Raw genomic sequence first — 24585 nt, forward strand, 5'->3', positions numbered from 1 at the left:
GATGCGCGAATTCCAACGTACCGATCGTGTGGCCGATCAGCTCCAGCAGGAGTTGGCCGTCCTCATCCAGCGTGAGATCAAGGATCCTCGCTTGGGGATGGTCACTGTGAGTGCGGTGAAGGTCAGTCGCGACCTGGGCTATGCTGACATCTACATCACGCTGTTGGGTGAGAACGATGCCACGCGCATCGATGAAAACCTCAAGGTGCTGCGTCATGCGCGGGGTTTCCTGCGCAGTCAGATCGCCAATCGCGTCAAGCTCCGGCATGTGCCGGAATTGCGCTTTCATTACGATGAAAGCATTGTGCGCGGCCAGCGTCTGTCATCCTTGATCGACGAGGCGGTGGCCGATGATCGTCGCCGTCACGATGAAGACGAAGACGAGGTACGTTGATGGCGCGACGTCGTCGTGGCATACCGGTGGATGGCGTGCTGTTGCTCGATAAGGCACAGGATGTCTCGTCGAACCATGCCTTGCAGCAGGTACGCCGTCTGTACGAGGCGAAAAAGGCTGGCCATACCGGTACACTGGACCCCATGGCGACTGGCTTGCTGCCGATCTGCTTTGGTGAGGCAACCAAGTTTTCCGCCTACTTGCTCGATGCCGACAAGACGTACCGCACGCGTGTCAGACTAGGTGAAACCACTGATACCGGTGATGCTGAAGGTACTGTGATCGAATGTCATACGGTGCCGGCCCTCGCCGAGCACGATATCGAGGCTGTACTGGCACAATTTCGCGGCGATATCGAGCAGGTTCCGCCGATGTACTCGGCACTCAAGCACCAGGGGCGCCCTCTGTACGAGCTGGCTCGCGAAGGCAAGCAGGTCGAGCGTGCGGCGCGCCGCGTGAGGGTTTATGATATGCGCCTGCTGTCGTGCGAGGCCGAAGGCTTCGAACTCGAGGTCCGCTGCAGCAAAGGTACCTATATCCGTACCCTGGCCGAGGATATCGGCCGGACGCTGGGATGCGGCGCGCACATTATGTCCCTGCGTAGGCTGCGTAGCGGACCGTTCGATGCCGAGGCCATGCAGGACTTCGCAGCGCTCGAGCAAATGGACGAGGCCTCGCGTCAGGCGAGGTTGTTGCCTGTCGATGCGATGTTGCCCCATGTGCCATCGCTTGAGGTGGCAGCGATCGAGTCGCGGCGGCTGCTGCATGGGCAGCGGGCGCGGGTCGAAACCGGGGCGTTGACTCCGGACGAGACGGCGCGTCTATATCACGACGGCACTTTCCTGGGGCTCGTGAGCGTTACGACACCTGGGGAAGTCACGCCGCAACGCTTACGGAATACCGCCTCGCCCGTTTGCGAGTGAGGCGTGATGCCCGGCGCGTGCCATGTGCGCCGGGGCACACCAATACCCTCTGTGTGCATGAAGGCCAGGCCTTTTACATGGTGCCCGTATTTCGCGGGCAGTACCTGGAGACTGCAAATATGCGTGGTCTCCGACATTCATTGCTCAGGCATATTGTTTACTGGAGAGAGAAATGGCACTGACCGCTGAACAGAAAGCCGCCATCGTTGATGCATACGGTCGTGGCGAAAGCGATACCGGCTCCCCTGAAGTACAGGTGGCCCTGCTATCCGCCAACATTGATGGCTTGCAGGATCACTTCAAGAGCAACAAGCAGGATCACCACTCTCGTCGTGGCCTGATTCGCATGGTCAACCAGCGTCGCAAGTTGCTGGATTATCTGAAGCGCAAGGATATCGCGCGCTATCAGTCGTTGATCCAGCGTCTCGGCCTGCGCCGCTAAGGGGAGTTCCGTTCGCGACAGGGTAGTGTGGATGCCATGAAGGTAATGCATCTGCATGCCAGGGTTGCGAAGGTCTTTCACTCTAGCGCCGACGCGTGGTCGTTTGAAATGGGCAGTCCTCCGGGGCTGCCCGTTTTCGTTTCGTAGGCCTCGCATGTCGTAATGAGTGGCTCTGTGGCGCGTGAACTCCTAAAATGGTCGCCGAGTCGAGACGACCCATACATGAGATGAAAAGTTAAGGACATTGCCGTGAACCCGGTCAAGAAAACGTTTCAGTACGGTCGCAGTACCGTGACCCTGGAAACGGGCCGCATTGCCCGCCAGGCTACCGGTGCCGTGATGGTGACCATGGACGACACCGTGGTGCTGTGCACCGTGGTGGCCAAGAAAGACGCCAACCCCGCGCAACCTTTCTTCCCGCTTTCTGTCCATTACCAGGAAAAGACCTACGCCGTGGGCAAGATTCCCGGTGGTTTCTTCAAGCGTGAGGGCCGCCCTACCGAGAAGGAAACGCTCACCTCGCGCTTGATCGATCGACCGATCCGCCCGCTGTTTCCCAACGGGTTCATGAACGAGGTGCAGGTCGTGTGCACGGTGCTCTCCACCGACCGCAACCATGATCCGGACATCGCGGCGATGCTAGGCACGTCCGCGGCGTTGGCCATCTCCGGCGTTCCCTTCAATGGTCCGATTGCGGCCGCGCGCGTTGGCTTCACCGAGGACAATGGCTATTTCCTCAATCCGACGGTGGAAGAGCTGGGCAGCTCCGAGTTGAACATGGTCGTGGCCGGTACCGGTAAGGCCGTGCTCATGGTCGAGTCCGAGGCCAACGAACTTCTCGAGGATGAAATGCTCGGGGCGGTGCTTTTTGGCCATCAGGAAATGCAGACCGCGATCGCCGCCATCGACGAACTGACCGCCGAGGCCGGCAAGCCGCGTTGGGAATGGCAACCTGCCACCGAGAACACGACGCTCAAAGAGGCCCTCGCGGCCGGTTTCGAGGCCAAGATCGGTGAAGCCTATCGTATTACCGACAAGATGGAGCGTCAGGATGCCTTATCCGTCCTGAAGGATGAGGCGATCGCGCAACTGGCCGGTGAAGAGCAAGGCCAGTTCGATGCCGACGAGGTCAAGGATGGCTTTGCCGGTCTTGAGAAACGCGTGGTCCGTTCACGGGTGATCAAGGGTGAGCCGCGTATCGATGGTCGCGATCACAAGACCGTGCGTCCGCTGGCGATCGAGGTCGGCAATCTACCCAAGACACATGGCTCGGCAGTATTCACGCGAGGCGAGACCCAGGCGATGGTGGTCGCGACCCTTGGGACGCTGCGAGATGCGCAATTGATCGAGTCGCTGGAAGGTGAGCGCAAGGACCGTTTCCTGCTGCATTACAACTTCCCACCCTACAGCGTGGGCGAAGCCGGCTTCATGGGCGGGCCCAAGCGCCGCGAAATCGGTCACGGTCGTCTTGCACGGCGTGGTGTTCAGGCGGTGCTGCCCAACGAGGAAGACTTCCCCTACACCATTCGCGTGGTGTCTGAAATCACTGAATCCAATGGCTCCAGCTCCATGGCCTCGGTATGCGGTTCTTCCCTGGCATTGATGGACGCCGGCGTCCCGCTCAAGGCCCCGGTGGCGGGTATAGCCATGGGCTTGGTCAAGGATGACGATGGCTTTGCGGTGTTGACTGATATCCTCGGTGACGAGGACCACCTTGGCGATATGGACTTTAAGGTGGCGGGCTCCACCGCCGGCGTGACGGCCCTGCAGATGGACATCAAGATCGAGGGCATCAACGAAGAGATCATGGAAACCGCCTTGCAGCAAGCGCATGAGGCGCGTCTGCATATTCTGGAGCAGATGAGCACCGTCATCGGCCAGAGTCGTAGCGAAGTGTCCGATAATGCGCCGTCGATGGCCACGGTCAAGATTTCTCCGGATAAGATTCGTGACGTGATCGGCAAGGGCGGCGCGACTATTCGCAAGATTTGCGATGATACCGGCGCCTCCATCGACCTCGACGATGACGGCACCGCGCGCATCTATGCCGAGGACAAGAAGGCCGCCAAGGCGGCGATCGATACCGTGCTGGCGATCACCGCCGAGCCCGAGATCGGCAAGCTCTATCAGGGCAAGGTCGCGCGTATCACCGACTTCGGCGCCTTCGTCACCTTCATGCCGGGCACCGACGGCCTAGTGCATATCTCGCAGATCGTCCCTGAGCGCGTCAACGACGTGCGCGACTACCTCAGCGAGGACCAGGAGGTCATCGTCAAGGTGCTCGACATCGATAATCGCAACCGCGTGAAGCTTTCCATCAAGGAAATCACTGCGGAAGAGAAAGCGGCCTTCGAGGCGGCGCCGGCTGAGACTGAATAAACGGCCCGCTTCTCGCGGCTAATGCAGCCCCGTACGCCAAGGTGTACGGGGCTTTTTACGTTAGCGGTGTCTCAAACTGAATAGGCGTTTGTGGCAGGAGGCGAGTGGCGCTTGGGTATCCACTGGCGCAAGTGGCGTGAAAGTCGCTTTTCTATGAATTCGAAACTGGCCCACGAAAACACGGCGATGAGCGGCAAGCAGATGGCCAGGGTCGCGTAGGGAGGGAGGCCGACGTGTTCGCGCAAGGTGTATTGCGCCGTCCACAGCACGATCACATGAAGCAGGTAGGTCGAATAGGACCAATCCCCCAATGCCTTGATCACTCGGTTGCCAGCGAACAGTGGCTCCATGGCGATGAACGCGCAAAGCAGCACCGTGCTGGGCAATCCCCAGGCCAGGAAGCGCGTCATGCCTTGGGGGTCGTCGAACTGCATGAGCAGTGTGAATGCCGCCAAGGCGATAGCGGCCGGAACCCATCGCCCTTGGGGAAGCCAGCCGCGGCGATAGACGATGCCGACTCCTAGTCCGAGCAGGAAATTGTAGATGATCGGATCATGGTAGAAGTCGCTCAATAGTGGGCGCTTTGCAAGCCAGGCACTGATCGCGATAAGCACCAGGGCTAGTAGCCACAGGCGTAGGTATTTATTGACCAGCAGGGAGCCTGCAAACACCAGGTAGAACAGCATTTCGAAGTTGAGTGTCCACCCCACGGGTAATGTTGGATAGTACCCATAGCCGGCAGGATTCTCGGTAGGCAGGAATAAAAGCGACATCGCCAGGCTTTTGAGGTCCAGCCCGTAGTCTGGCATGACATCCTGCGAAAGGTAGACGATGCCTGCCGTGATGGCGGTATAAAGCCAGTAAGCGGGCACGATGCGCGCTGCTCGCTGTAGGAGAAACTCCCCGCTGGAAGGTGCGCGGCGCGCGGTGGCGGCATAGATGACGAAGCCACTGATGATGAAAAAGATATCCACACCCATTTGACCTCGGGTGGCGAGGAGGTGCTCGAAGGCATTATTGGTCTCGAAATCGAAAAAGACCTGCACGAAGTGGTGGAAGACGATCACCCATGCCGCAAACGCACGTAATGCCTGCACCGAAATCAACATACCGATGACATTTCCTGTTGAAGCCAAGACGAATACGACGCCGCTTGGGCGTCGTAAACGATTGGGCAGGCAGGATAATCGAAAAGTTCACCGGTTTGACGTAGAGTTACAAAACAGCGTTTTTGTTAGCGTTTCACGGGCGTTCGATGGCCAGCGCCACGCCTTGTCCTCCGCCGATGCACAGCGTCGCCAGCCCTTTCTTGGCGTTGCCGGCGATCATCTCATGCAGCAGCGTCACCAGGATGCGGCAGCCGGAGGCGCCGATGGGGTGCCCCAGTGCGATGGCACCGCCATTGACATTGATCTTGGCCGGGTCCCAGCCGAGCTCCTTGTTGACGGCGAGCGCCTGGGCGGCAAAGGCTTCGTTGGCTTCGATCAAGTCCAATTCGTCGAGTGACCAGCCGGCTCGTTCCAGACACCGCCGCGTAGCGGGGGCCGGGCCGATGCCCATGATCGCGGGGTCGACCCCGGCATTGGCGTAGGCCTTGATCACCGCGAGGGGTTCCAGCCCCAGGGCTTTCGCTTTCTGTGCCGAGCAGAGCATGGTCACGGCGGCGCCGTCGTTGAGTGAGGAGGCGTTGCCGGCGGTGACGGACCCATCGCGCTTGAAGGCTGGGCGCATGCCGGCGAGTTGTTCGGCGGTCACGCCCGCGCGAGGCCCTTCGTCGGTCGTGACGTGGAGTGGGTCGCCTTTGCGCTGGGGGATCTCGACCGGCACGATCTGTCCGGCGAAACGACCTTCCTCGATGGCCGCGGCCGCCTTTTGTTGGGATGCGGCGGCAAAGGCGTCCATGTCTTCGCGGGTGATGGCGTATCTGGCGGCAAGATTCTCGGCGGTATTGCCCATGTGCATATCGTTGAAGGCATCCCATAGGCCGTCGCGGATCATCGTGTCCACTGCTTTCCAGTCGCCCATGCGTTGGCCGGTGCGCGAGTTCGGCAGCACGTGCGGGGATAGCGACATGTTCTCCTGGCCACCGGCAATGATCAACTCGGCGTCGCCACAGCGGATGGCCTGCGTGGCCAGATGCAGTGCCTTGAGGCCTGAGCCGCAGACCTTATTGAGGGTCATCGCCGGTACGGCGGAAGGCAGCCCGGCGTTTATCGCTGATTGGCGAGCGGGGTTCTGGCCGCATCCGGCGGCCAGCACCTGACCCAGAAGAACCTCGTCGACCTGTTCGGGCGCCACGCCGGTATGCGCGAGCAAATCCGCGATGACCGTGGCGCCGAGCTGGGTCGCGGGGAGGCTGGCGAGGGCGCCGCCGAAGCTGCCGATGGCGGTGCGCCTCGCGGCTACGATCACCACGTCTTCCATGAGAGTCTCCTGTCAGCGTAGAGGGACGATACGTTCAGAATAGGTGAGTACGGTGTTGCGCGACAATCGGGTCATGGGCGTAGATCGCCGGTATGAGCGGGTATACCGGCGTAATGTGATGGAGATCAGGCGAACTGCACGGGGATGGCGTGACTGGTATGGCCGATGCGGTTGCCTTCCTGCAAGTAGACGAGCGCGGGCTGGTGGGCGTCGAGCTCGTGTTCCGCGTAATGGGCGTAGCTGCAGATGATGATGCGGTCACCGGCCTGGGCCTGATGCGCGGCGGCGCCGTTGACGGAAATGAGGCGCGAGCCGGCTTCACCGCGAATCGCGTAGGTCGTGAAGCGGTTGCCGTTTTCCACGTCGTAGATCTGGATCTGCTCGTTTTCGCGAATACCGGCGCGGTCGAGTAATTCGCCGTCGATCGCGCAGGAGCCCTCGTAGTCGAGCACCGCGTGCGTAACGCGAGCCATGTGGAGTTTGGCCTTGAGCATGATGGTGTACATCGTGGGAACCTCGTCGTGGTCTCGTGCTGGTACTCAGCGCGGTAAGTCGACCGTTAGATTGTCGATCAAGCGGGTGGTGCCGAGGTGCGCGGCGACGAGCAGGATCGCCTCGCGGGTATCCAGCGCGACAGGCCCCAGATCCTGAGTGCGACGCAGCTCCAGATAATCGGGTTTGAAGCCCTCCGCGGCGAGGCTCGCCAAGCCTTCGCGCAGTGCCGACGCCGGAGGTTTGCCGCCTTGCAGGGCGTCACGTACCTGGCACAGGATGCGATGTAGTGCCGGGGCGCGCTGACGCTCCGTAGTACTCAGATACGCGTTGCGTGAGGAGAGCGCCAGGTCGTCTTCGCTGCGCTGGGTGGGCACGCCGACGATATCGATCGGGAAATGCAGGTCAGCGACCATCTTGCGGATCACCGTCAACTGCTGGTAATCCTTGCGCCCGAAGTAGGCAAGATCGGGCTGCACGAGATGAAAGAGCAGGCTGACGACTGTGGCCACACCGGTGAAATGCCCGGGCCGGTTGGCGCCGCACAGTCCTTCCGACACTTGGGGCACACTGACCTGGGTGTGATGATCGCGGCCCTGGGGATAGAGCGTCTCGGCACTGGGGGCGAAGACGATATCGCAGCCGTGGCTCGCCAGTGCCTGAGTATCGGCCTCGAGGGTTCGCGGATAGCGCTCGAAGTCCTCGCCGGCGCCGAACTGTAGAGGGTTGACGAAGATGGTGGCGACTACCACGTCGGCGTCACGGCGCGCGGCATCGACCAGGGCCAAATGCCCGGCGTGCAGATTGCCCATGGTTGGCACCAGGGCAATGCGCTGGCCGTCGCGGCGTTGGGGATTCAAATGGGCACGCAATTCGGCGATGTCGTGCAGCGTCAACATCAAAAACAATGCTCCTCGGCGGGAAACTGGCGTGTCTTGACGGCGTCGTGGTAGGCCGCGAATGCGGCCTGAATGCTGTCGTGGCCGGTCAGGAAGTTCTTGGCGAAATGCGGCGGCTGCCCATGCGTTACGCCGAGGATGTCATGCATCACTAGAATCTGGCCATCTACGTCGGGGCCTGCACCGATCCCGATCACCGGGACCTCCACTGCATCGCGCACGGCGCGTCCCAGCGCGGCGGGTACGCATTCGAGCAGGATCACCGACGCACCGGCGTCGACCAGCAACCGGGCATCGTCGACGATGCGCTGGGCATCGTCCTGTTCTCGGCCTTGCACCTTATAGCCGCCGAACTGATGCACGCTCTGGGGCGTCAGGCCCAGATGCGCGCATACCGGCACGCCTCGCCGCGTGAGTGCGCGCACATCGTCATGCATCCAGCCCGCACCTTCGATCTTGACGAGCTCGGCGCCGGCTCGCATCAGGGCGCCGGCATCGTGCAGCAGCTGGCGCGTGTCGGCGTTGCTCATGAAGGGCAGGTCGACCATCAACAGGCTGCGCTGCTTGCCGCGTGCCACGCAGCGTGTGTGATAAAGGATGTCGTCGAGCGTCACGGGAAGCGTGCTGGCATGACCCTGCAGCACCATGCCCAGTGAATCGCCCACCAGCAGCACATCGATACCGGCGTCGCCCGCATGCTGCGCGAACGAGGCATCGTAGGCCGTCAGGCAACTGAACGGTTCGCTGGCACGCTTGAAGGCATTGAGGTGGCTCAAGGTGACGGTTTTCATGAGACATTCCATGCTGTGGCGGCCCGCTCGGGCCTGGGAGAAGTGTTACCGCAAACGTTACCTCGGGGTGCCGAGAGTGTGGATCGGTAACACATCGGCTGCAACTCGACTTTTAGGGAAGAAGGCGGTGCAAGTCCGCATCATCGTGGTACTTCGCCAGGGTAGCGCTGGTCTTGCCTGAAATCGTTACCTGTGGCGCGAGTTCCGCCAGCGGGACGAGTACGAAGGCCCGCTCGTACATAGCCGGATGAGGGAGCGTCAGGCGCGGCGTTTGCCATTCGAGATTGGCGTAAAGCAAGAGGTCGAGATCCAGCGTGCGCGGTCCCCAATGGCGTTGGCGCACCCGGCGGTGGCGTTGCTCGAGTGCCTGCAGTTGATCGAGCAAGGCCAGCGGCGAGAGTCGTGTGAATACGCAGGCAACGGCATTGATGAAGTCGGGTTGATCCTGGGGGCCCACCGGCGCTGAGGCATATAGGGAAGAATGCCCCGCCAAGTGGGTCAGCGGCAGGGCATCGAATTCGTTCAGCGCGCGCGAGACATGCTCGCGCGGCCTGTCCAGATTGCTGCCCAGGCCGATATAGGCCGCTACGCGATCACTCCTGGCGTCCGTCATTGCCTTGCTCGGAGGATGGGTTGCGCCGGCGCCGACGACGACGCCGCTTGGGGCGGTCGGACGTGCCGGCCGGAGAACCACTGGTCTTGGCGATCAGGCGTGCTTGCTCGTGGTCGTCGCCTTCCTGGAAGGCTGTCCACCAAGCACCGAGCCCGGGGTCGATCTCACCGGCGCTCTCTCGCAGCAGGAGGAAATCATAGGCGGCGCGGAAACGGGTATGCTCCAGAGTCTGAAAGGCGCGTTTGCCATGACGCTTGGGCAAGCGTTGCTGAAGGTCCCAGATTTCCCGCATCGGCATGCTGAAACGCTTGGGGATCGAAGTGTGCTGCAGTTGCCGCGAGATGCTTTGCTGCGAGGCGGTCTGTTGCGCGGGGATCGGCGGCATGCCGTCACTCTCGAGACGCTCGGCGCGTAGCCGCATGCCGGGCCACAGCATGGCACCGTACAGAAACGCCGGCGTGACGGGGCGTTCTTCCTGGATGCGCCGATCGGTGTTGATCAGGGCCTGTTCGATCAGCGGCTTTGCCCACGTGCGTTCCGCGATGGCCTCCTCGGCCTCCGGGAGCAGCATGGCGAACAGGCCATACTCGCGGAGCAATTCGAAGGTACGCAGTGCTTGTCCGGACAGGAAGAGCTTGAGGACCTCCTCGAACAAGCGTGCCGGAGGGATCTGCAACAGCAAGGGGGCCAATTCGAGAATCGGTGTCTCGGTGCTCGGCTCGATATCGAAGTCCAGTTTGGCAGCGAAGCGCACGGCACGCAGCATGCGCACCGGATCCTCGCGATAGCGCACCTCGGGGTCGCCGATCAAGCGCAGGGTGCGGGCTTCGAGATCGTTCACACCGTCGGCCCAATCGTGAATCGAGAAGTCGGCGATGTTGTAGTAAAGCGCATTGACCGTGAAGTCGCGGCGTAGCGCGTCTTCCTCGATGGTGCCCCAGACGTTGTCACGCAGCAGCAAGCCGTCGTCGGATTGCTGGGAATGCGCGGTGTCTTGATCGTCGCCGGGCCGACCACGGAAGGTTGTGACTTCAATGACCTCGCGGCCGAAGCGCACATGGACGATACGGAATCGGCGCCCGATGATGCGTGAGTTGCGAAACAGCGTACGTATTTCTTCCGGCGTGGCATCGGTGGCGATGTCGAAGTCTTTGGGGACTTTACCGAGTAGTGAGTCACGCACACAGCCACCTACCAGGTAGGCTTCATGGTCGGCATTGTGCAGACGATACAGCACCTTGAGGGCACTTTCGCTGAACAGGCGCCGCGATACGTCGTGCTGATCACGCGGGATGACGCGCAATGTGGGCGTGGAGTGGCCGGAAGGCTGTTGGGCGCCAAACAGGGTCTTCAAACGTTCACCGGGGCGTTGGAGAAAGCGGGTAAATCCTTTGAACATGCGTCGTTAACGACTTGCGGAGAGCGAAGTTGCTAGTGTAAGCCGACACTCCTTGGCTTGCAAAGGATGTGGCGTGATGGGAATCGAGAACGAGCCAGGGCAAGAAGTAGGTGGGAATGCATCATTAGAAAGGGGAGACCCGGTGGGCCTCCCCTAAGTATGCTGTGCAGCGTCCTTGCTGCTGTTTCTTCTTCGTGATGGCGCATCGCCTTGAATACGCACCACAGTCACCAATGAGGTCGGGCAGGCAAGCAGTATTATTGTTGTTGTGACTCTTCCCGCGTGGTGACCACCTCGTATTCAAAACAATAATCCAACCACGACGACATCGTTTCTCCCGACGTTTTGTTGTTGTTGTCGGGATGCTTCGGGCGAGGGCATTGTTCTTGTTGGGCCTCGCATGAAGCGTCGCGTCCTGGTTCGGTTCCGGATATCGACCCTCTTGTTGTTGTTGGCGGTCGACTCGCATTGCGTCTCGTTTGTTGTTGTTGGCGATTCGCTTGCGATGTTCAAGCTCGACGTTGTTGTGTTTGTTATTACCGATGTCGGGCTGAGCACCTGGGACGTACGTTATTGTCGTTGTTCGTGCGCCACGGGCGTCCGGCTGTTGTTTTTCTTGATCTATATATTGCAGTGGTCGTGCCACCATTTGTTTTCTTCTTTTTAATCAGTGTTTTATAGTTTTTTATGAAAGTTCCCTGCGTTCTGAAGAAGCTTGGTGTTACCGAAATTGCCGCATAACGGGGCATCTCTTGTGTGGGATGGTAACAACTGGTGCATTGGCCTCGTCTCAATGGCGTATAGGGTCTCTAAAAAGGCCGAGAAATGCGCTTAGACCATAGTCGCGACAGGGGCAAAAGGCGCTCGGCGTCGGCATTAAGCGATCTCACCCTAGACGGCGGGCGTTCTTCTTGCGTGGAATTCCCAGGCGCTGGCGACGCTCCCACAGGCACTTGCGGCTGATGCCCAGCTTCTGGGCAAGCTCGGTTTCACTCATCTGCGTCTGATGCTCGAGCACGAAATGCTGGAAATAGTCTTCCAGGGAAAGGTCGTCGTCGAGCACGTCCTCCTCCTCGGGGGCGGCGGAGGATTCGGGAGATGCAGAGACCGGCTCCTGTCTTCGTTCCATTGGGAGGCCGAGGTCGTCGGGGTGGATAAGGTGGCCCTCGGCGAGAATGACGCCGCGCTCCAGAGCGTTTTCCAGCTCGCGCACATTGCCAGGCCAGGCGTAACCGAGGATGTCGCGGCGTGCGGCACGCGATAAGCGCAATCCCGGTCGTGCATGACGGGTACAAGCACGCTCAAGCAGAACCTGGGCAATGGAGAGAATATCGTCATCGCGTTCGCGAAGCGGTGGCAGCTCGATCTGCATGACATTGAGTCGATAGTAGAGATCGAGCCTGAATTCGCCGCTGCGCGACAGCGAGTGCAAGTCACGGTGCGTCGCCGCGATCAGGCGCACATCGACGTAACGCGTCTCCACCGAGCCGATACGCCGGATCTCGCCTTCCTGAAGCACCCGTAACAGGCGGGCCTGAGCGTCCAGAGGCAACTCGCCGATCTCGTCGAGGAAGAGCGTGCCGCCATCGGCGGCCTCGACCAGGCCGGTGCGTGCGCTGTTGGCGCCTGTGAAGGCGCCCTTTTCGTGGCCGAAGAGTTCGGATTCGATCAGGGTTTCGGGAATCGCGGCGCAGTTGACGCAGATCAGCGGTGCCTTGGCGCGGCGGCTCTGGCGATGCAGAGCGCGCGCGACCAGTTCCTTTCCGGTGCCCGTCTCCCCCTGTACGAGCACGGTGACGTCGGCGGGTGCCGTCTTGCGGATACGTTCGTAGACACGCTGAATGGCGACGCACTCGCCGATCATGCCACGGGGAACGCCGCTAGGGGCGGCGGTTTCCTTGGGCGCCGGGTGTGACAGCACGCGTGACACGGTCGCCAGGACGTCATCGTCATCGACGGGTCTGGCGACACAATCGACGGCGCCTTCCTTGAGCGCGACCACGGCCTTGCGCAGGCTGGCGTGGTCGGTCATGACCAATATCGGTGTCGGGGCGCTCAGCGCGAGCATCTGCGTGCCATCTTCTCCTGCCAAGCGCAGATCGCAGATCACCAGGTCGAAGGTCTGCGGCGCCAGCGCCTGGGCCGCGTCGAGCGATGCGGCAGTCGCGACGCGGTACGCCTGACGCTCGAGCAGATCCTTCAGGGTCTGGCGCGGCGTGTCTTCGTTTTCGACGATCAGGATTCGGCTCATGGGCCTCATGGTCGCGTGAATGCATGGGGAGTGGTCGAGCGCCGGCTCATGCGACGATCAGTTGGCCTGTATCCTGACGCCTGCCGGCTGGGCGAATCAAGCCAAGGGGTGTGCGACCATGGCATGACAAGAGCACTGTCGAGGCATCGGATGCACGTGCGGGGGCGGGCTTTCAGTGCTCATTCGCTGTCATGTGACGCAGGTGTTCGGGACGCCAGGCCGTGATTGCTGCGTCGAGCTGATCGGCTACGCAGGCGTGTGCCATTTCGCGTGGCGGTTGCTGACCGAGTCGCTGCAAGGCGTGGTGCAGGGTGTGGCGTATGCCGGCTTCATTGGTCGGCAGCGCTGGGGCAAGATTCTGCTTGGAGAGCTTCTGGCCGTTGTCACCGAGCACCAGAGGAAGGTGCAAATAGCGCGGTACCGGGAATGCCAATGCATCCTGCAATTGACGCTGCCAGGGAGTGTTGTCGAGCAGGTCGGCGCCGCGCACCACGTCGGACACGCCTTGATCGGCGTCATCGACGATCACCGCGAGCTGATAGGCCCAGAGGTCATCCTTGCGCTTGAGGACCACGTCGCCCAACTCGGCGGGGTCGAAGCGTTGATGACCCAGGCGCCGGTCTTCCCATTCGACGGGGCGCAGGCCAAGATCGCTACGTAGTCGCCAGGCCAGGGGGCGCTCGGGACTCAGCGGTCCGTGCCGGCACCAGCCGGGATAGGTGGCATACTCGCGCCATTCCTTGCGCGAACAGCTGCACGGGTAGGCAAACCCCCGCTCAACGAGACGCTCGAGCGCTGCCTGGTAGTGCGCGTGACGCTCGCTCTGGTAGTGCACGCTGCCATCCCAGGTCAGGCCGAAGGCCTCCAACTGTTGGACAATGGTATCGGCGGTGCCTGCAGGGCAGCGTGGCGGATCGATATCCTCGATACGCACGAGCCAACGCCCCTGGGCGTGGCGTGCGTCGAGAAAGCTCGCCAGGGCCGTGATCAGGGAGCCCAGATGGAGGGGCCCCGAAGGTGTCGGTGCGAAACGACCGATATACGACATGACTGGCGTGACCTGCGCAATGACAAACGGGCACCCGAAGGTGCCCGTCGATAGAGTGTTCAGGGACGGTATCAGCCGCCGAGTTGCTTTTCCTTGAGCTCCGCCAGCGTCTTGCAGTCGACGCAGAGCGTGGCGGTGGGGCGAGCCTCGAGGCGGCGAATGCCGATCTCGACGCCGCAGGCTTCACAGAAGCCATAGTCGTCCTCATCGATATTTTCGATGGTCTCGTTGATTTTCTTGAGCAGCTTGCGCTCACGGTCACGGGTGCGCAACTCCAGGTTGAAGCCTTCTTCCTGGGTGGCCCGGTCGGCCGGATCGGCGAAGTTGTTGGCCTCTTCCTGCAGGTGGCGCACCGTGCGATCCACCTCTTCCATGAGCTCCTGTTTCCAGATGAGCAGGATTTGGCGGAAGTGCGCGAGCTGCTGCTCGTTCATGTATTCTTCACCCGGCGCCGGCTCGTACGGGGTGAATTTTTTCGGCGCTTCCGATTTGATTTCCGCTACTGGCATGGGACTGCCTCATTACGCAAGTGACTTGGGCCGATGCCTGGCCAGGGTAGGGCTTGGGCGCCCGCCCGAAGCCCTGCTTATTTAGCGGAAAAGTGCAGGCTTTGCAACCACCCTAGGCGATAAAATGACGCATTCGGATCTCGGTCAAGACGCTGGAGCGCGCGCGTTACGCCGCCACGCGGCCGCTCTTATGAAAATGTGATTTTTTGTCCCACGCGGTGATGCGTTAGCGACCCAAGAGGGGAAGATGTGGAATACACGCAACTGACGCCCGGTATTCTGGTGCGTCGTTACAAGCGCTTTCTGGCCGATGTGCGATTGGCGTCGGGCGAGGAGGTGATCGCGCATTGCCCTAATACTGGCTCCATGCGAGGCGTCAACGTCCCCGGGTGTCGCGTCTGGCTCTCGCCGAGTCGTAACCCCGCGCGTAAGCTGGCCTGGACCTGGGAATGGATCGAGCTGCCCATGCCCGGCGCGGCACCGGCCTTGGTCTCGGTGCACACCGGGCGCGCCAACGCGTGGGTCGAGGAAGCCCTGAGCACTGGGCGTATCGCCGAGCTGGCGGGGTATACAACGCTCAAGCGGGAGGCGAAGGTCGAAGGCGCACGGCTCGATTTTCGCCTCGCCGAGGCACGGCAAACGATCCATGTCGAGGTCAAGCAGGTGACGCTGCGTGAAGACGACGGCCATGGCTATTTCCCCGACTCGGTCAGCGAACGTGGTCGGCGGCATCTGGAGAGCCTGGCGGCGCGGGTCGCGATGGGCGAGCGCGCGGTACTGCTGTTTTGCGTGGCACATACCGGGATCGACACTGTGGCACCGGCCGGGCACCTCGACCCTGTCTATGCCGAAACGCTGCGTCGCGTCGCCGCCCAGGGAGTTGAGGTGCTGGCGTATGGCGTCAGCGTCATCCATGACACAGCCGGAGTACCTTGCCAGGCGATGTTGACCCGGCGGCTGCCGGTGGATCTCGAGCGGCAGCCGCCGAGCGTCTGAGTCAGCGTGAGGCGCGGGTGACGCGGAAGATTGCCGTCTCCCCGCACAGGTTGGGCCACAGCCGCGAGCTCCAATGCGGCTCGTGGTCGCCGTTGCCGACGCGTTGATCGACGATGGTCAGGCCCTTGTCACGGCATAGCTGGCCGAAGTCGCGAAACGTCGATAGGTGGATGTTGGGCGTGTCGTACCAAGCATGGGGGAGCGACTTGGACACCGGCATACGGCCCTGAAAGCCGAGATACAGGCGGTGGCGCCAGTAGGCGAAGTTGGGGAAGGCGATGATGCATTCGCGGCCTACGCGCAGCATTTCGTCGAGGGTGCGGTCCGGGCGCTGCAGAGCCTGAAGTGCTTGCGTCATGATTACCAGGTCATAGGCGTCATTCTCGACGTTGCTCAGGCCGTCATCGATGTCATGCTCGATGACGCTGACACCACGTTCGATGCAGGCGGTGATGCCGTCGGGGTCGATCTCCAGCCCATAGCCGACGACCTGCTTGTCACGCGCCAGGGCGGCCAGCAGTGCGCCGTCGCCGCAGCCCAGGTCGAGCACGCGTGCGCCTTGCGGGACCCAGTCGTGGATCAATTTGAGATCGGCGCGCATCAGGTCGTCTCCTCGAGCTGCAGGTCGCGGGCAGCGCGACGCATGAATCCGCCGAACACTGCCTCGTAACGCGGGTGCGGCAGCAAAAATGCATCGTGGCCATGCGGCGAGTCGATGCTGGCGTAGCTGACGGTCTTGTCGGCGCGCATCAGGGCGTCGACCAGCTCCCGTGAACGCGGCGGTGCGAAGCGCCAGTCGGTGGTGAAGCTGACCACCAGGAACGGGCATTGCGCCGGTGCCAGCGCCGCCGCCAGATCGCCTCCGTGCAGGGCGGCCGGGTCGAAGTAATCCAGCGCCTTGGTCATCAGCAAATACGTATTGGCATCGAAGCTGGTGGAAAACGTATCCCCCTGATGGCGCAGGTACGATTCGACCTGGAACTCCACGTCATAGCCGAAGTTGAGCTGATCGGTACGCAGATCGCGGCCGAACTTGGCCCCCATCGAGTGTTCGGACAGATAGGTAATATGGCCGATCATGCGGGCCAGCCTGAGTCCGCGTTTGGGCACCGTACCGTGCTCCTCATACCAACCGTCATGGAAGTCGGGATCCGAACGAATTGCCTGGCGGGCGACCTCGTTGAAGGCGATGTTCTGCGCCGAGAGGCGTGGCGTGGCGGCGATGACCACGGCGTTGGCGATGCGCTCGGGGTATGCCATCGTCCATTGCAACACCTGCATGCCGCCGAGGCTGCCGCCGACCACGGCGGCGAAGCGTTCGATGCCCAGCCGGTCCGCCAGGCGTGCCTGGCTATGCACCCAGTCGGCCACCGTCAGGACCGGGAATTCGGGTCCCCAGGCGCGCTGGGTCTCGGGGTTGGTCGATGCAGGGCCAGTACTGCCGTGGCAGCCGCCGAGGTTGTTGATCGACACGACGAAGAAGCGCTCGGTGTCGATTGCCTTGCCGGGACCGATATACGCGTCCCACCAGCCGGGCTTGCGATCTTCCATATCATGGAAGCCGGCGGCGTGGTGATGGCCGGAAAGCGCATGGCAGATCAGCACCGCGTTATTGCGTTCGGCGTTGAGCGTGCCATACGTCTCGTAGATCAGAGTATAGTCGGACAGCGTCTTGCCGCCGGCCAGTGCCAGCGGGGTATCGAAGTGCGCCGTTTGCGGCGTAACCAGACCGACCGAGTCGGGAGGTAGCGTATCGGGCATCGTGTGTATCGGTTTCCGTGTCCAGCGTGGGGCGCGCGACGGCGCCAGGGTCGTGAATGTTCAGAAGCCTACCAGCATGCCAGGCAATCCCGCCGCACGGGCGAGGGCGCCGACGACGAGGCTATCGACCAGATTGATGGCGATGAACACCACGATGGGCGACAAGTCGATCATGCCCAGCGGGGGGATGACCTTGCGCACTGGGGCCATAATCGGTTCGACCACTTGGTGGACGAGAATGGCGCCGGGATGGCTGGCCTGTGGCGCGACCCAACTGAGAATGATCATTATGATCAGGGCAAAGAAGTAGATGTCGAGAATGGCGCTCAATACCCCGGCCAGTGATGCCACCAGCACGCCCTGAATCGGCGGCATGCCGATGCCGGCAAGCTTGAGCAGTACGAAGATGGTGATGGCCTTGATCAGCAAGCCCGCGACCAGCGAGGCGGGATCGAAACGTCCACGCGGGCGGAAAATGCGTTGTAACGGCGCGACCACTGGACGCGTGGCCTTGATCACCGCCTGGCTGACGGGGTTGTAGTAGTCGGCGCGCGAAAACTGCAGCAGAAAGCGCAGCATCAAGACGAACAGATACACATTGATTAGTGTGTTGACCAGCATCAAGCCGGCGCTTCCTATTTGGCTGCCCATGGGGCTCCTCCGTGTCGAATGGGTGAAGGGGGATTCAGTCGCGGCTCAGTTCGTCGGCCAGCTCACGGGCGCGTGTCGCGCAAGCTTGCGTGGCGTTTTCGAACAGCATACGCAGGCCGTCGTCCTCGAAGCTATTGATGGCGCGTTCGGTGGTGCCGTTGGGCGAGGTCACGCGGCGGCGCAACTCAGCTGGCTCGAATTCGCTTCCGCGGGCCATGCTGGCGGCGCCGTAAGCGGTTTGCAGGGCCAGACGGCGGGCACTGTCGGCGGGCAAACCGAGCTTCTTGCCGGCGTCCTCGAGTGCTTCCATGATCAAGAAGAAATACGCCGGTCCGCTACCCGACACGGCCGTGACGGCCTCGAGAAGCGTCTCGTCGGCGACCCACTCCACGAGCCCTACGGCTTCCAGCAGCGAGGTGGTCAGTTGCCTCTGCTCCTCGCTGACGCGGGCGTTAGCGTAAAGCCCCGAGGCACCCTGGCCGACCAGGCTGGGGGTATTGGGCATGCAGCGGATCATGGCGAGCTCGCCGCCGAGCCAATTCTCCAGCGTCTCGGCACTCAAACCGGCGGCCACGGAGACGATTAGCGGGCGTTGGCGCTGCACGCTATCGCGCAATTCGTTGCAGACCTCACGCATGACCTGCGGCTTGACGGCCAGGACCACGACATCCGCTTGTTCGACGGCCGCGTTATTGTCGGAGGTGGTGTGGACGCCATAGCGCGACGCGAGCGCGTCGAGTGTCTGGGTGCTGCGCGCGGTGGCGGTGATGGCTTCGGCGGGATGGCCGCCTTCGATCATGCCGCCGAAAATGGCGCTGGCCATGTTCCCGGCGCCGATGAATGTGACGTGGCTTGTCATGGGGTCTCCTGTAGTGTCGCGGCGAAACAGTGGCGTTGAGACAAGACGATCAGGCGCGCGGCGCGCGCTGCCCGAAAATGGCCGTGCCCAGACGGACCAGGGTGGCGCCTTCGAGGGTGGCGGACTCGAGATCGCCGCTCATGCCCATCGAGAGTGTATCCAGGGGCGCCTGGGGATGTCGCTGGCGGAGTGTTTCGAGCAAGGCGCGCAGCTCGGCGAAGGGTCGCCGTTGGGCTGCCGGGTCGTCGCTCGGTGCGGGCAGTGTCATCAAGCCGCGTAGTCGCAGGCGTGGCAGTGCCACCACGGCGTCGGCCAGTGCTGGCAAGGCCTCGGGCACCACGCCGGATTTGCTGGTTTCGCCGCTGACGTTGACCTGCAGGCAAACATTCAGCGGTTCCAGCGCCGTCGGGCGTTGTGCGTCGAGGCGTGTGGCGATGCGTGCGCGGTCGATGGTATGCACCCATTGGAAGTGCTCGGCCACCGCGCGGGTCTTGTTGGATTGCAAAGGACCGATGAAATGCCAGACGATACCCTCGAGATCGTCCAGCGAGGCCTGCTTGTCGAGCGCTTCCTGAAGATAGTTCTCGCCGAATGCGCGTTGCCCCGCAGCGAAGGCCTGGCGCACGCTGGCTGTGGGTTGCGTCTTGCTCACGGCCAACAGGCAGGCGTCCTCGCCGTCACGCCCCGCGCTCGCCAGGGCGCGGGTCAAACGCTGGCGAGCGCGTTCGAGGGATTCGGCGATGGTGACATCTGGCATACTGAGAAACCCTGTCCGCGAGCGAGAGAAATGCATGGATATTATCGAATTGCTGGCGTTCTCGGCAAAACAGAAGGCGTCCGATCTGCATCTGTCTGCCGGTTTGCCGCCAATGATTCGCGTCGACGGCGACATCCGCCGGCTCAACGTGCCGCCGATCGAGGATCGTGACGTTCACAAGTTGATCTACGCGATCATGAACGATCAGCAGCGCCGCGACTACGAAGAGACGCTCGAGCATGATTTCTCGTTCGAGGTGCCGGGCGTGGCGCGCTTTCGCGTCAACGTCTTCCATCAAGGGCGCGGCGCGGGCGCCGTCTTTCGCACCATTCCCAGCGAGGTGCTGACCCTCGATGACCTGGACCTGGGAGATGTATTTCGACGCCTGGCCTCGCTGCCGCGTGGGCTGGTGCTGGTGACGGGGCCGACCGGGTCGGGCAAGAGCACGACCTTGGCGGCGATGATCGACTACGTCAACGAAAACTATTATCAGCATGTGCTGACCATCGAAGACCCGGTGGAGTTCGTGCATCGCAGCAAGCGCAGTCTCGTCAATCAGCGCGAGTTGCATCGCGATACGCGCAGCTTCGCTACGGCGTTGCGCTCGGCACTGCGCGAGGACCCCGACGTGATTCTGGTCGGTGAGCTACGCGACCTGGAAACCATCCGCCTGGCGCTGACCGCTGCCGAAACCGGCCATCTGGTATTTGGCACCCTGCACACCACGTCGGCAGCCAAGACCGTGGACCGCATCATCGATGTGTTCCCGGGCGACGAGAAAAGCATGGTGCGTTCGATGTTGTCCGAGTCGCTGCAGGGGGTCATTTCTCAGGTATTGCTCAAGCGTGAAGGCGGCGGGCGTATGGCGGCGCACGAGATCCTGGTGGCCAGCGCGGCGGTGCGTAACCTGATTCGCGAGAACAAACTGGCGCAGATGTATTCCTCGATCCAGACTGGTGGCAGCCTGGGTATGCAGACGCTGGATGCGGCGCTTTCGCGCCTGGTGGCGCAGGGTGTCGTCTCGCGCGCCGAGGCACAGGCCAAGGCGAAGGATGGACGCGTACTGGGCGTGTAAGCTGGGCATGATCGACAGTCGCGAAGGAGAGCGCGAGATGACGCCATACGAGTGGCTGACGCAACTGCTGGACATCATGCTCGACAAGCAAGCCTCCGACCTGCTGGTGTCCACCGGGGCGCCGCCGAGTCTCAAGATCAATGGCGAGCTGGTCACGCTGGGCGCACAGGCGATGTCGGTGTCACAGGTGCGTGAGTTGGTCTCGGCGGCGCTGCCGCAGGGCGTGGGAGAACGTTTCGAGGCTGAACGCGAGGCCAATTTTGCACTTAGTCTGTCGGGCAAGGGGCGTTTTCGCGTCAGTGCCTTCTACCAGCGCAGCCAGATGGCGATGGTCGTGCGCCGAATCGCCTACGACATTCCCGATCTGGCGAGCCTGGCGTTGCCGGATGTCTTGAGCGAGCTGGTCAATCGCAAACGCGGTCTAGTGTTCATCGTCGGTGGCACGGGTAGCGGCAAGTCGACCACGCTGGCGTCGATGATTCAGCACCGCAATCAGACGACCGGCGGACATGTCATCAGTATTGAAGATCCCATCGAGTACATTCATCCCCATGGCCGGGCGATCATCAATCAGCGCGAGGTGGGCATCGATACCGAGTCCTTCGAGGTGGCGCTCAAGAATGCACTGCGTCAGGCGCCCGATGTAATCATGATCGGCGAGGTGCGCTCGCGCGAGATCATGGAGCAGGCGTTGACGTTCGCCGAGACCGGTCATCTGTGCCTGGCGACGCTGCATGCCAACAACGCCAATCAGGCGCTGGAACGGATACAACATTTCTTCCCGAGCGAGCGCCACGAACAGGTATGGATGGATCTGTCGCTCAATTTACAGGCCATCGTCGCCCAGCGTCTGCTGCCGCGCGAAGATGGCGAGGGGCGCTGCGCGGCGGTCGAGGTGATGCTGCGTTCGCCGTTGGTCAGCGATCTGATCCGCAAGGGGGCGATTCACGACCTCAAGGAGATCATGCAACGCTCTCACGATCAGGGTATGCAGACCTTCGATCAGGCGCTATATGCGCTCTATCGGCAAGGGCGCATCAGCGAAAAGATGGCATTGGTGCATGCCGACTCGGCCAACGACCTGCGGTTGTGTATCGATTATGGCGATGCCGATAGTTCGCAACTTGCGCGGGCCAGCGATGCCGCCGAGCGCTTCACCCTTCAAGGTGACGATGAGTGAGCCTTCATGGCGCATAGAGACCGCCCAACACACGGGGGGCACGCGCCCCGGTAACCTCGGGAAGGTTGCCGGAGCGCCCTGCGAGGCGCTGATGAGCAAGCCAGGCGAAGGCGCCGGCTTCCAGCCAGTCCGCTGACCAGCCGAAACGCTCACAGGGCGTCAGCGGAATATCCGGCACGTGCCGACGTAGGCGCGCCAGCAGGTCTACGTTGTGGGCGCCGCCTCCGCAGGGAATGAGCGCATCGTAACACGTATCCAAACGTTCGCTGTCTTGGGTGATGGCCATGGCAATGCTGGCGGCGGTCAGCTCAGCGAGCGTCGCCTGGACGTCTCGGGGCGCCTCGTCACCCGTGAGGTGAGTTGTCAGCCAGTCGAGATGAAAATGCTCGCGTCCAGTGCTCTTGGGCGGGGGGCGCCGGAAGTAAGGGTCATCGAGGAGGCGTGAGAGCAAGGCCGCGTCGACGTGGCCGCTGGCGGCCCAAGCACCATCGGCGTCGTAGGCGTGGCCCAGATGGCGCTGACACCAGGCGTCCATCAGCATGTTGGCGGGGCCGGTGTCGAAACCGAGTACAGGGGCAGAGTCGCCGCTCGGAGGAAGACGCGTGAGGTTGGCGATGCCTCCGAGGTTTAGGATCAAGCGCGTATGCTCGGCAGAGGTGAATAGCGCGGCATGAAAGGCCGGCGCGAGCGGCGCGGCTTGTCCGCCGGCGGCCATGTCGCGGCGCCTAAAATCGCCGACCACTGCGCAGCCGGTCAGCTCAGCAAGTAGGCTGGGGTTGTCGAGCTGGTAGGTGTGCGGCGGAACCCCCTCGGGGGCGTGTTCGATGGTTTGCCCGTGGCTGCCGATGGCAGCGATGTCGTCAGGCGAGGTGCCGGTCTCCGTGAGCAGGCGGTTGACTGCCTCGGCTTGGTACTCGCAGAACGCGGTTTCGAGTCGGGCCAGTTCGCTGAAAGAGGTCTCGCGGGCGAGACATAAGGCCAGCAAATCCTCTCGCAGCGCGGCGGGAAAGGTCACTCCAGTAGCACCTAGCCACTCGGGGCGGTCGTCGCCGCAATGCACCAGGGCGGCGTCGATGCTGTCCAGACTGGTGCCGGACATCAGGCCGATATAAAGGGGCATGTTCCTCTCCATGTGTCGGGGCGCTCAACCGCGTCGATGAGTCATGCTAACATCCCCCCATTATTGCCCAAGCCACCCCATTTGCGGAGAAAGGATACGATGACCGACGTTGCCGATGCGCTGGCGCTGCTCAAGCGTGGCACCCATGAAATCCTGCTGGAAGACGAGTTGGTAAAAAAGCTCGAATCCGGGCGTAAGCTGCGTATCAAGGCGGGGTTCGATCCTACCGCACCGGACCTTCATCTGGGGCATAGCGTGTTGTTGACCAAGATGCGTCAGTTTCAGGAGCTCGGCCACCAGGTCGTCTTCCTGATCGGCGACTTTACGGGGCGTATCGGTGACCCCACTGGGAAGAGCGTGACCCGCAAGCCGCTGACCGAGGAAGAGGTCAAGACCAATGCGGAGACCTATAAAGAGCAGGTGTTCCAGATCCTCGATCCGGCACTCACGGAAGTGCGCTTCAACGCCGAGTGGATGAGCCAGCTTTCCGCGGCTGACATGATTGAGTTGGCAGCGCAGTCTACCGTGGCACGCATGCTGGAGCGTGACGATTTCGAGAAGCGTTATACGGCCAACCAGTCGATTTCGATTCACGAGTTCCTGTACCCCCTGGTGCAGGGCTACGACTCGGTGGCGCTTGAAGCCGATATCGAGTTGGGCGGCACCGATCAGAAGTTCAACCTGCTGATGGGGCGCGAGATCCAGAAGCATTTCGGTCAAGCGTCGCAGGTGGTCATGACCATGCCACTGCTGGAAGGGCTTGACGGTGTCCAGAAGATGTCCAAGTCGCTGGGCAACTATGTGGGCGTCGACGATACGCCGGGAGTGATGTTCAACAAGCTGGTGTCGATGCCCGATAGCCTGATGTGGCGTTACTTCGAACTGCTGTCGCTCAAGTCCAATGAAGACATCGAAGTGATTCGTCAGTCGATCGAGTCCGGGGCCAATCCGCGTGATATCAAGATGGAGCTGGCGCGCGAATTGATCGGGCGTTATCACGGTGATGAAGCGGCCGCCAATGCGCACAAGTCGGCGGGCAACCAACTGGCGGAAGGTGAGCTTCCGGAGGACTTGCCGGAGGTTGAGGTGGTCTTCGAAGGCGAGCAGGCTCCGGTTGCTGCAGTACTCAACCGCTCGGGCTTGGTCAACAACAGTGCCCAGGCCAAGGACATGCTGGGCAATGGTCGCGTCAAGGTCGATGGCGACGTTGTGGCACGTGATCATATGCTTGCCACCGGACAAAGCTATGTTATCCAGGCGGGTAAGAAGCGTTACGCGCGGGTGACGTTAGGGTAGAGACGAGCGATAGGTTTCATCGGTGTAAAAACCCCTTGCGTTCGCGTCGGCGGATCCGTAAAGTACGCATCCGCTGCCGGCGACGGGCTTCGTGGCCGGCGGTGAAAGGGTGGCGCAAGTGGCTGACTTGCTTGAGAAATTCAAGCCTTCGGGTGGCTTCTCGCTTGACAGTAACGCCGATTTCGGTAGAATGCGCCGCATCTCGAAAGGCCTCAGGCAACGCCGCGATTTGAAGCGTTGCCAAGCATTGTCTCGCCGGCTTCGGCCTTGACAATCACGGCGCTTTCGGTAGAATACGCCTTCCTCGTTAGGCGCTTCGGCAACAA

Annotated in this window: 24 protein-coding genes; 8 read left to right on the plus strand and 16 right to left on the minus strand. The window is 61.8% G+C overall.

Annotated elements, in window-relative coordinates:
* Window position 1: 1 nt before the first annotated feature.
* From rbfA to pnp, 4 genes are all read left to right on the plus strand, one after another.
* The gene (gene rbfA, locus OP495_RS04910) at window positions 2-394 is read left to right on the plus strand and encodes a 30S ribosome-binding factor RbfA (RefSeq protein WP_280562625.1); all 393 of its coding nucleotides are present in this window, start codon (window positions 2-4) and stop codon (window positions 392-394) included.
* On the plus strand, window positions 394-1317 hold the full coding sequence (gene truB / locus OP495_RS04915; RefSeq protein ID WP_280567598.1) for a tRNA pseudouridine(55) synthase TruB: 924 nt from the start codon (window positions 394-396) through the stop codon (window positions 1315-1317). Before rbfA ends, truB begins: the two co-directional genes overlap by 1 nt.
* A 172-nt stretch (window positions 1318-1489) precedes the next feature.
* Entirely contained in the window at window positions 1490-1759 is a 270-nt protein-coding gene (gene rpsO / locus OP495_RS04920) for a 30S ribosomal protein S15 (protein WP_280562627.1), read from the plus strand.
* Between the two features lie 249 nt (window positions 1760-2008).
* On the plus strand, window positions 2009-4138 hold the full coding sequence (gene pnp / locus OP495_RS04925) for a polyribonucleotide nucleotidyltransferase (RefSeq protein ID WP_280562628.1): 2130 nt from the start codon (window positions 2009-2011) through the stop codon (window positions 4136-4138).
* Between the two features lie 71 nt (window positions 4139-4209).
* Here pnp and OP495_RS04930 read toward each other — a convergent pair whose 3' ends face one another.
* From OP495_RS04930 to dksA, 10 genes are all read right to left on the minus strand, one after another.
* Window positions 4210-5247 carry an acyltransferase gene (locus OP495_RS04930; protein WP_280567600.1) on the minus strand — a complete coding sequence of 346 codons (1038 nt, stop codon included), beginning with the start codon at window positions 5245-5247 and terminating at the stop codon, window positions 4210-4212.
* Between the two features lie 133 nt (window positions 5248-5380).
* Window positions 5381-6562, minus strand: a complete 1182-nt coding sequence (locus OP495_RS04935) for an acetyl-CoA C-acetyltransferase (protein WP_280567602.1) — start codon at window positions 6560-6562, stop codon at window positions 5381-5383.
* A gap of 125 nt (window positions 6563-6687) precedes the next feature.
* Window positions 6688-7068 carry an aspartate 1-decarboxylase gene (gene panD, locus OP495_RS04940; protein ID WP_280565276.1) on the minus strand — a complete coding sequence of 127 codons (381 nt, stop codon included), beginning with the start codon at window positions 7066-7068 and terminating at the stop codon, window positions 6688-6690.
* 33 nt (window positions 7069-7101) lie between these two features.
* Window positions 7102-7953 carry a pantoate--beta-alanine ligase gene (gene panC, locus OP495_RS04945; protein WP_280567603.1) on the minus strand — a complete coding sequence of 284 codons (852 nt, stop codon included), beginning with the start codon at window positions 7951-7953 and terminating at the stop codon, window positions 7102-7104.
* The gene (gene panB / locus OP495_RS04950; RefSeq protein ID WP_280562633.1) at window positions 7953-8744 is read right to left on the minus strand and encodes a 3-methyl-2-oxobutanoate hydroxymethyltransferase; all 792 of its coding nucleotides are present in this window, start codon (window positions 8742-8744) and stop codon (window positions 7953-7955) included. Before panB ends, panC begins: the two co-directional genes overlap by 1 nt.
* A gap of 112 nt (window positions 8745-8856) precedes the next feature.
* Window positions 8857-9357: a 2-amino-4-hydroxy-6-hydroxymethyldihydropteridine diphosphokinase gene (gene folK / locus OP495_RS04955; RefSeq protein ID WP_280562634.1), complete on the minus strand. Its 501-nt coding sequence runs from the start codon at window positions 9355-9357 to the stop codon at window positions 8857-8859.
* The gene (gene pcnB, locus OP495_RS04960) at window positions 9338-10756 is read right to left on the minus strand and encodes a polynucleotide adenylyltransferase PcnB (protein ID WP_280567605.1); all 1419 of its coding nucleotides are present in this window, start codon (window positions 10754-10756) and stop codon (window positions 9338-9340) included. Before pcnB ends, folK begins: the two co-directional genes overlap by 20 nt.
* An 886-nt stretch (window positions 10757-11642) precedes the next feature.
* A complete protein-coding gene (locus OP495_RS04965; RefSeq protein ID WP_280567607.1) occupies window positions 11643-13007 on the minus strand; it encodes a sigma-54 dependent transcriptional regulator in 1365 nt (454 codons plus the stop codon).
* Window positions 13008-13179: 172 nt separating this feature from the next.
* Window positions 13180-14055, minus strand: coding sequence for a tRNA glutamyl-Q(34) synthetase GluQRS (gene gluQRS / locus OP495_RS04970; protein WP_280562637.1), 876 nt, complete (start codon window positions 14053-14055; stop codon window positions 13180-13182).
* A gap of 71 nt (window positions 14056-14126) precedes the next feature.
* On the minus strand, window positions 14127-14564 hold the full coding sequence (dksA, locus tag OP495_RS04975; RefSeq protein ID WP_040239883.1) for an RNA polymerase-binding protein DksA: 438 nt from the start codon (window positions 14562-14564) through the stop codon (window positions 14127-14129).
* 249 nt (window positions 14565-14813) lie between these two features.
* Between dksA and sfsA the strand changes: the two genes are divergently transcribed.
* Window positions 14814-15560: a DNA/RNA nuclease SfsA gene (gene sfsA / locus OP495_RS04980; RefSeq protein WP_280567608.1), complete on the plus strand. Its 747-nt coding sequence runs from the start codon at window positions 14814-14816 to the stop codon at window positions 15558-15560.
* 1 nt (window position 15561) lies between these two features.
* On the opposite strand, the gene metW is transcribed toward sfsA, so the two are convergent.
* Genes metW through OP495_RS05005 form a run of 5 tightly spaced genes read right to left on the minus strand, consistent with a single transcriptional unit; the run spans window position 15562 to window position 19588 of the window.
* On the minus strand, window positions 15562-16161 hold the full coding sequence (metW, locus tag OP495_RS04985) for a methionine biosynthesis protein MetW (RefSeq protein ID WP_280562639.1): 600 nt from the start codon (window positions 16159-16161) through the stop codon (window positions 15562-15564).
* Complete coding sequence (locus OP495_RS04990) at window positions 16161-17321, minus strand: homoserine O-acetyltransferase (RefSeq protein WP_280562640.1); 1161 nt, start codon at window positions 17319-17321, stop codon at window positions 16161-16163. The genes metW and OP495_RS04990 overlap by 1 nt, the downstream gene beginning before the upstream one ends.
* A 60-nt stretch (window positions 17322-17381) precedes the next feature.
* A complete protein-coding gene (locus OP495_RS04995) occupies window positions 17382-17972 on the minus strand; it encodes a YggT family protein (protein WP_280567609.1) in 591 nt (196 codons plus the stop codon).
* A 34-nt stretch (window positions 17973-18006) separates the two neighbouring features.
* Window positions 18007-18831 carry a pyrroline-5-carboxylate reductase gene (gene proC, locus OP495_RS05000; RefSeq protein WP_280562642.1) on the minus strand — a complete coding sequence of 275 codons (825 nt, stop codon included), beginning with the start codon at window positions 18829-18831 and terminating at the stop codon, window positions 18007-18009.
* Window positions 18832-18880: 49 nt separating this feature from the next.
* Window positions 18881-19588: a YggS family pyridoxal phosphate-dependent enzyme gene (locus OP495_RS05005; RefSeq protein WP_280562643.1), complete on the minus strand. Its 708-nt coding sequence runs from the start codon at window positions 19586-19588 to the stop codon at window positions 18881-18883.
* Window positions 19589-19622: 34 nt separating this feature from the next.
* Here OP495_RS05005 and OP495_RS05010 point away from each other — a divergent pair, with 34 nt between their 5' ends.
* Together OP495_RS05010 and OP495_RS05015 are read left to right on the plus strand one after the other, a co-directional pair.
* A complete protein-coding gene (locus tag OP495_RS05010) occupies window positions 19623-20663 on the plus strand; it encodes a type IV pilus twitching motility protein PilT (protein ID WP_280562644.1) in 1041 nt (346 codons plus the stop codon).
* A gap of 37 nt (window positions 20664-20700) precedes the next feature.
* Entirely contained in the window at window positions 20701-21843 is a 1143-nt protein-coding gene (locus tag OP495_RS05015; RefSeq protein WP_280567611.1) for a PilT/PilU family type 4a pilus ATPase, read from the plus strand.
* 4 nt (window positions 21844-21847) lie between these two features.
* Here the strand turns inward: OP495_RS05015 and OP495_RS05020 are convergent, their stop codons facing one another.
* A complete protein-coding gene (locus OP495_RS05020) occupies window positions 21848-22963 on the minus strand; it encodes an anhydro-N-acetylmuramic acid kinase (protein ID WP_280567613.1) in 1116 nt (371 codons plus the stop codon).
* Between the two features lie 99 nt (window positions 22964-23062).
* Between OP495_RS05020 and tyrS the strand changes: the two genes are divergently transcribed.
* The gene (gene tyrS, locus OP495_RS05025; protein WP_280562647.1) at window positions 23063-24259 is read left to right on the plus strand and encodes a tyrosine--tRNA ligase; all 1197 of its coding nucleotides are present in this window, start codon (window positions 23063-23065) and stop codon (window positions 24257-24259) included.
* Window positions 24260-24585 lie beyond the last annotated feature (326 nt).

Source organism: Chromohalobacter sp. 296-RDG, assembly GCF_029889885.1.
Lineage (GTDB): Bacteria > Pseudomonadota > Gammaproteobacteria > Pseudomonadales > Halomonadaceae > Chromohalobacter.

What these genes read in the sequence shown, in the direction of transcription:
- panD (WP_280565276.1), bottom strand. Translation starts at nt 7,068, where the DNA reads ATGTACACCATCATGCTCAAGGCCAAACTCCACATGGCTCGCGTTACG.
- folK (WP_280562634.1), bottom strand. Translation starts at nt 9,357, where the DNA reads ATGACGGACGCCAGGAGTGATCGCGTAGCGGCCTATATCGGCCTGGGC.
- panB (WP_280562633.1), bottom strand. Translation starts at nt 8,744, where the DNA reads ATGAAAACCGTCACCTTGAGCCACCTCAATGCCTTCAAGCGTGCCAGC.
- rpsO (WP_280562627.1), top strand. Translation starts at nt 1,490, where the DNA reads ATGGCACTGACCGCTGAACAGAAAGCCGCCATCGTTGATGCATACGGT.
- metW (WP_280562639.1), bottom strand. Translation starts at nt 16,161, where the DNA reads ATGCGCGCCGATCTCAAATTGATCCACGACTGGGTCCCGCAAGGCGCA.
- rbfA (WP_280562625.1), top strand. Translation starts at nt 2, where the DNA reads ATGCGCGAATTCCAACGTACCGATCGTGTGGCCGATCAGCTCCAGCAG.
- OP495_RS04965 (WP_280567607.1), bottom strand. Translation starts at nt 13,007, where the DNA reads ATGAGCCGAATCCTGATCGTCGAAAACGAAGACACGCCGCGCCAGACC.
- OP495_RS04990 (WP_280562640.1), bottom strand. Translation starts at nt 17,321, where the DNA reads ATGCCCGATACGCTACCTCCCGACTCGGTCGGTCTGGTTACGCCGCAA.
- gluQRS (WP_280562637.1), bottom strand. Translation starts at nt 14,055, where the DNA reads ATGTCGTATATCGGTCGTTTCGCACCGACACCTTCGGGGCCCCTCCAT.
- pcnB (WP_280567605.1), bottom strand. Translation starts at nt 10,756, where the DNA reads ATGTTCAAAGGATTTACCCGCTTTCTCCAACGCCCCGGTGAACGTTTG.
- OP495_RS04930 (WP_280567600.1), bottom strand. Translation starts at nt 5,247, where the DNA reads ATGTTGATTTCGGTGCAGGCATTACGTGCGTTTGCGGCATGGGTGATC.
- truB (WP_280567598.1), top strand. Translation starts at nt 394, where the DNA reads ATGGCGCGACGTCGTCGTGGCATACCGGTGGATGGCGTGCTGTTGCTC.
- OP495_RS05020 (WP_280567613.1), bottom strand. Translation starts at nt 22,963, where the DNA reads ATGCCCCTTTATATCGGCCTGATGTCCGGCACCAGTCTGGACAGCATC.
- OP495_RS05005 (WP_280562643.1), bottom strand. Translation starts at nt 19,588, where the DNA reads ATGCCAGATGTCACCATCGCCGAATCCCTCGAACGCGCTCGCCAGCGT.
- OP495_RS04935 (WP_280567602.1), bottom strand. Translation starts at nt 6,562, where the DNA reads ATGGAAGACGTGGTGATCGTAGCCGCGAGGCGCACCGCCATCGGCAGC.
- OP495_RS05015 (WP_280567611.1), top strand. Translation starts at nt 20,701, where the DNA reads ATGACGCCATACGAGTGGCTGACGCAACTGCTGGACATCATGCTCGAC.
- panC (WP_280567603.1), bottom strand. Translation starts at nt 7,953, where the DNA reads ATGTTGACGCTGCACGACATCGCCGAATTGCGTGCCCATTTGAATCCC.
- dksA (WP_040239883.1), bottom strand. Translation starts at nt 14,564, where the DNA reads ATGCCAGTAGCGGAAATCAAATCGGAAGCGCCGAAAAAATTCACCCCG.
- tyrS (WP_280562647.1), top strand. Translation starts at nt 23,063, where the DNA reads ATGACCGACGTTGCCGATGCGCTGGCGCTGCTCAAGCGTGGCACCCAT.
- proC (WP_280562642.1), bottom strand. Translation starts at nt 18,831, where the DNA reads ATGACAAGCCACGTCACATTCATCGGCGCCGGGAACATGGCCAGCGCC.
- OP495_RS04995 (WP_280567609.1), bottom strand. Translation starts at nt 17,972, where the DNA reads ATGGGCAGCCAAATAGGAAGCGCCGGCTTGATGCTGGTCAACACACTA.
- OP495_RS05010 (WP_280562644.1), top strand. Translation starts at nt 19,623, where the DNA reads ATGGATATTATCGAATTGCTGGCGTTCTCGGCAAAACAGAAGGCGTCC.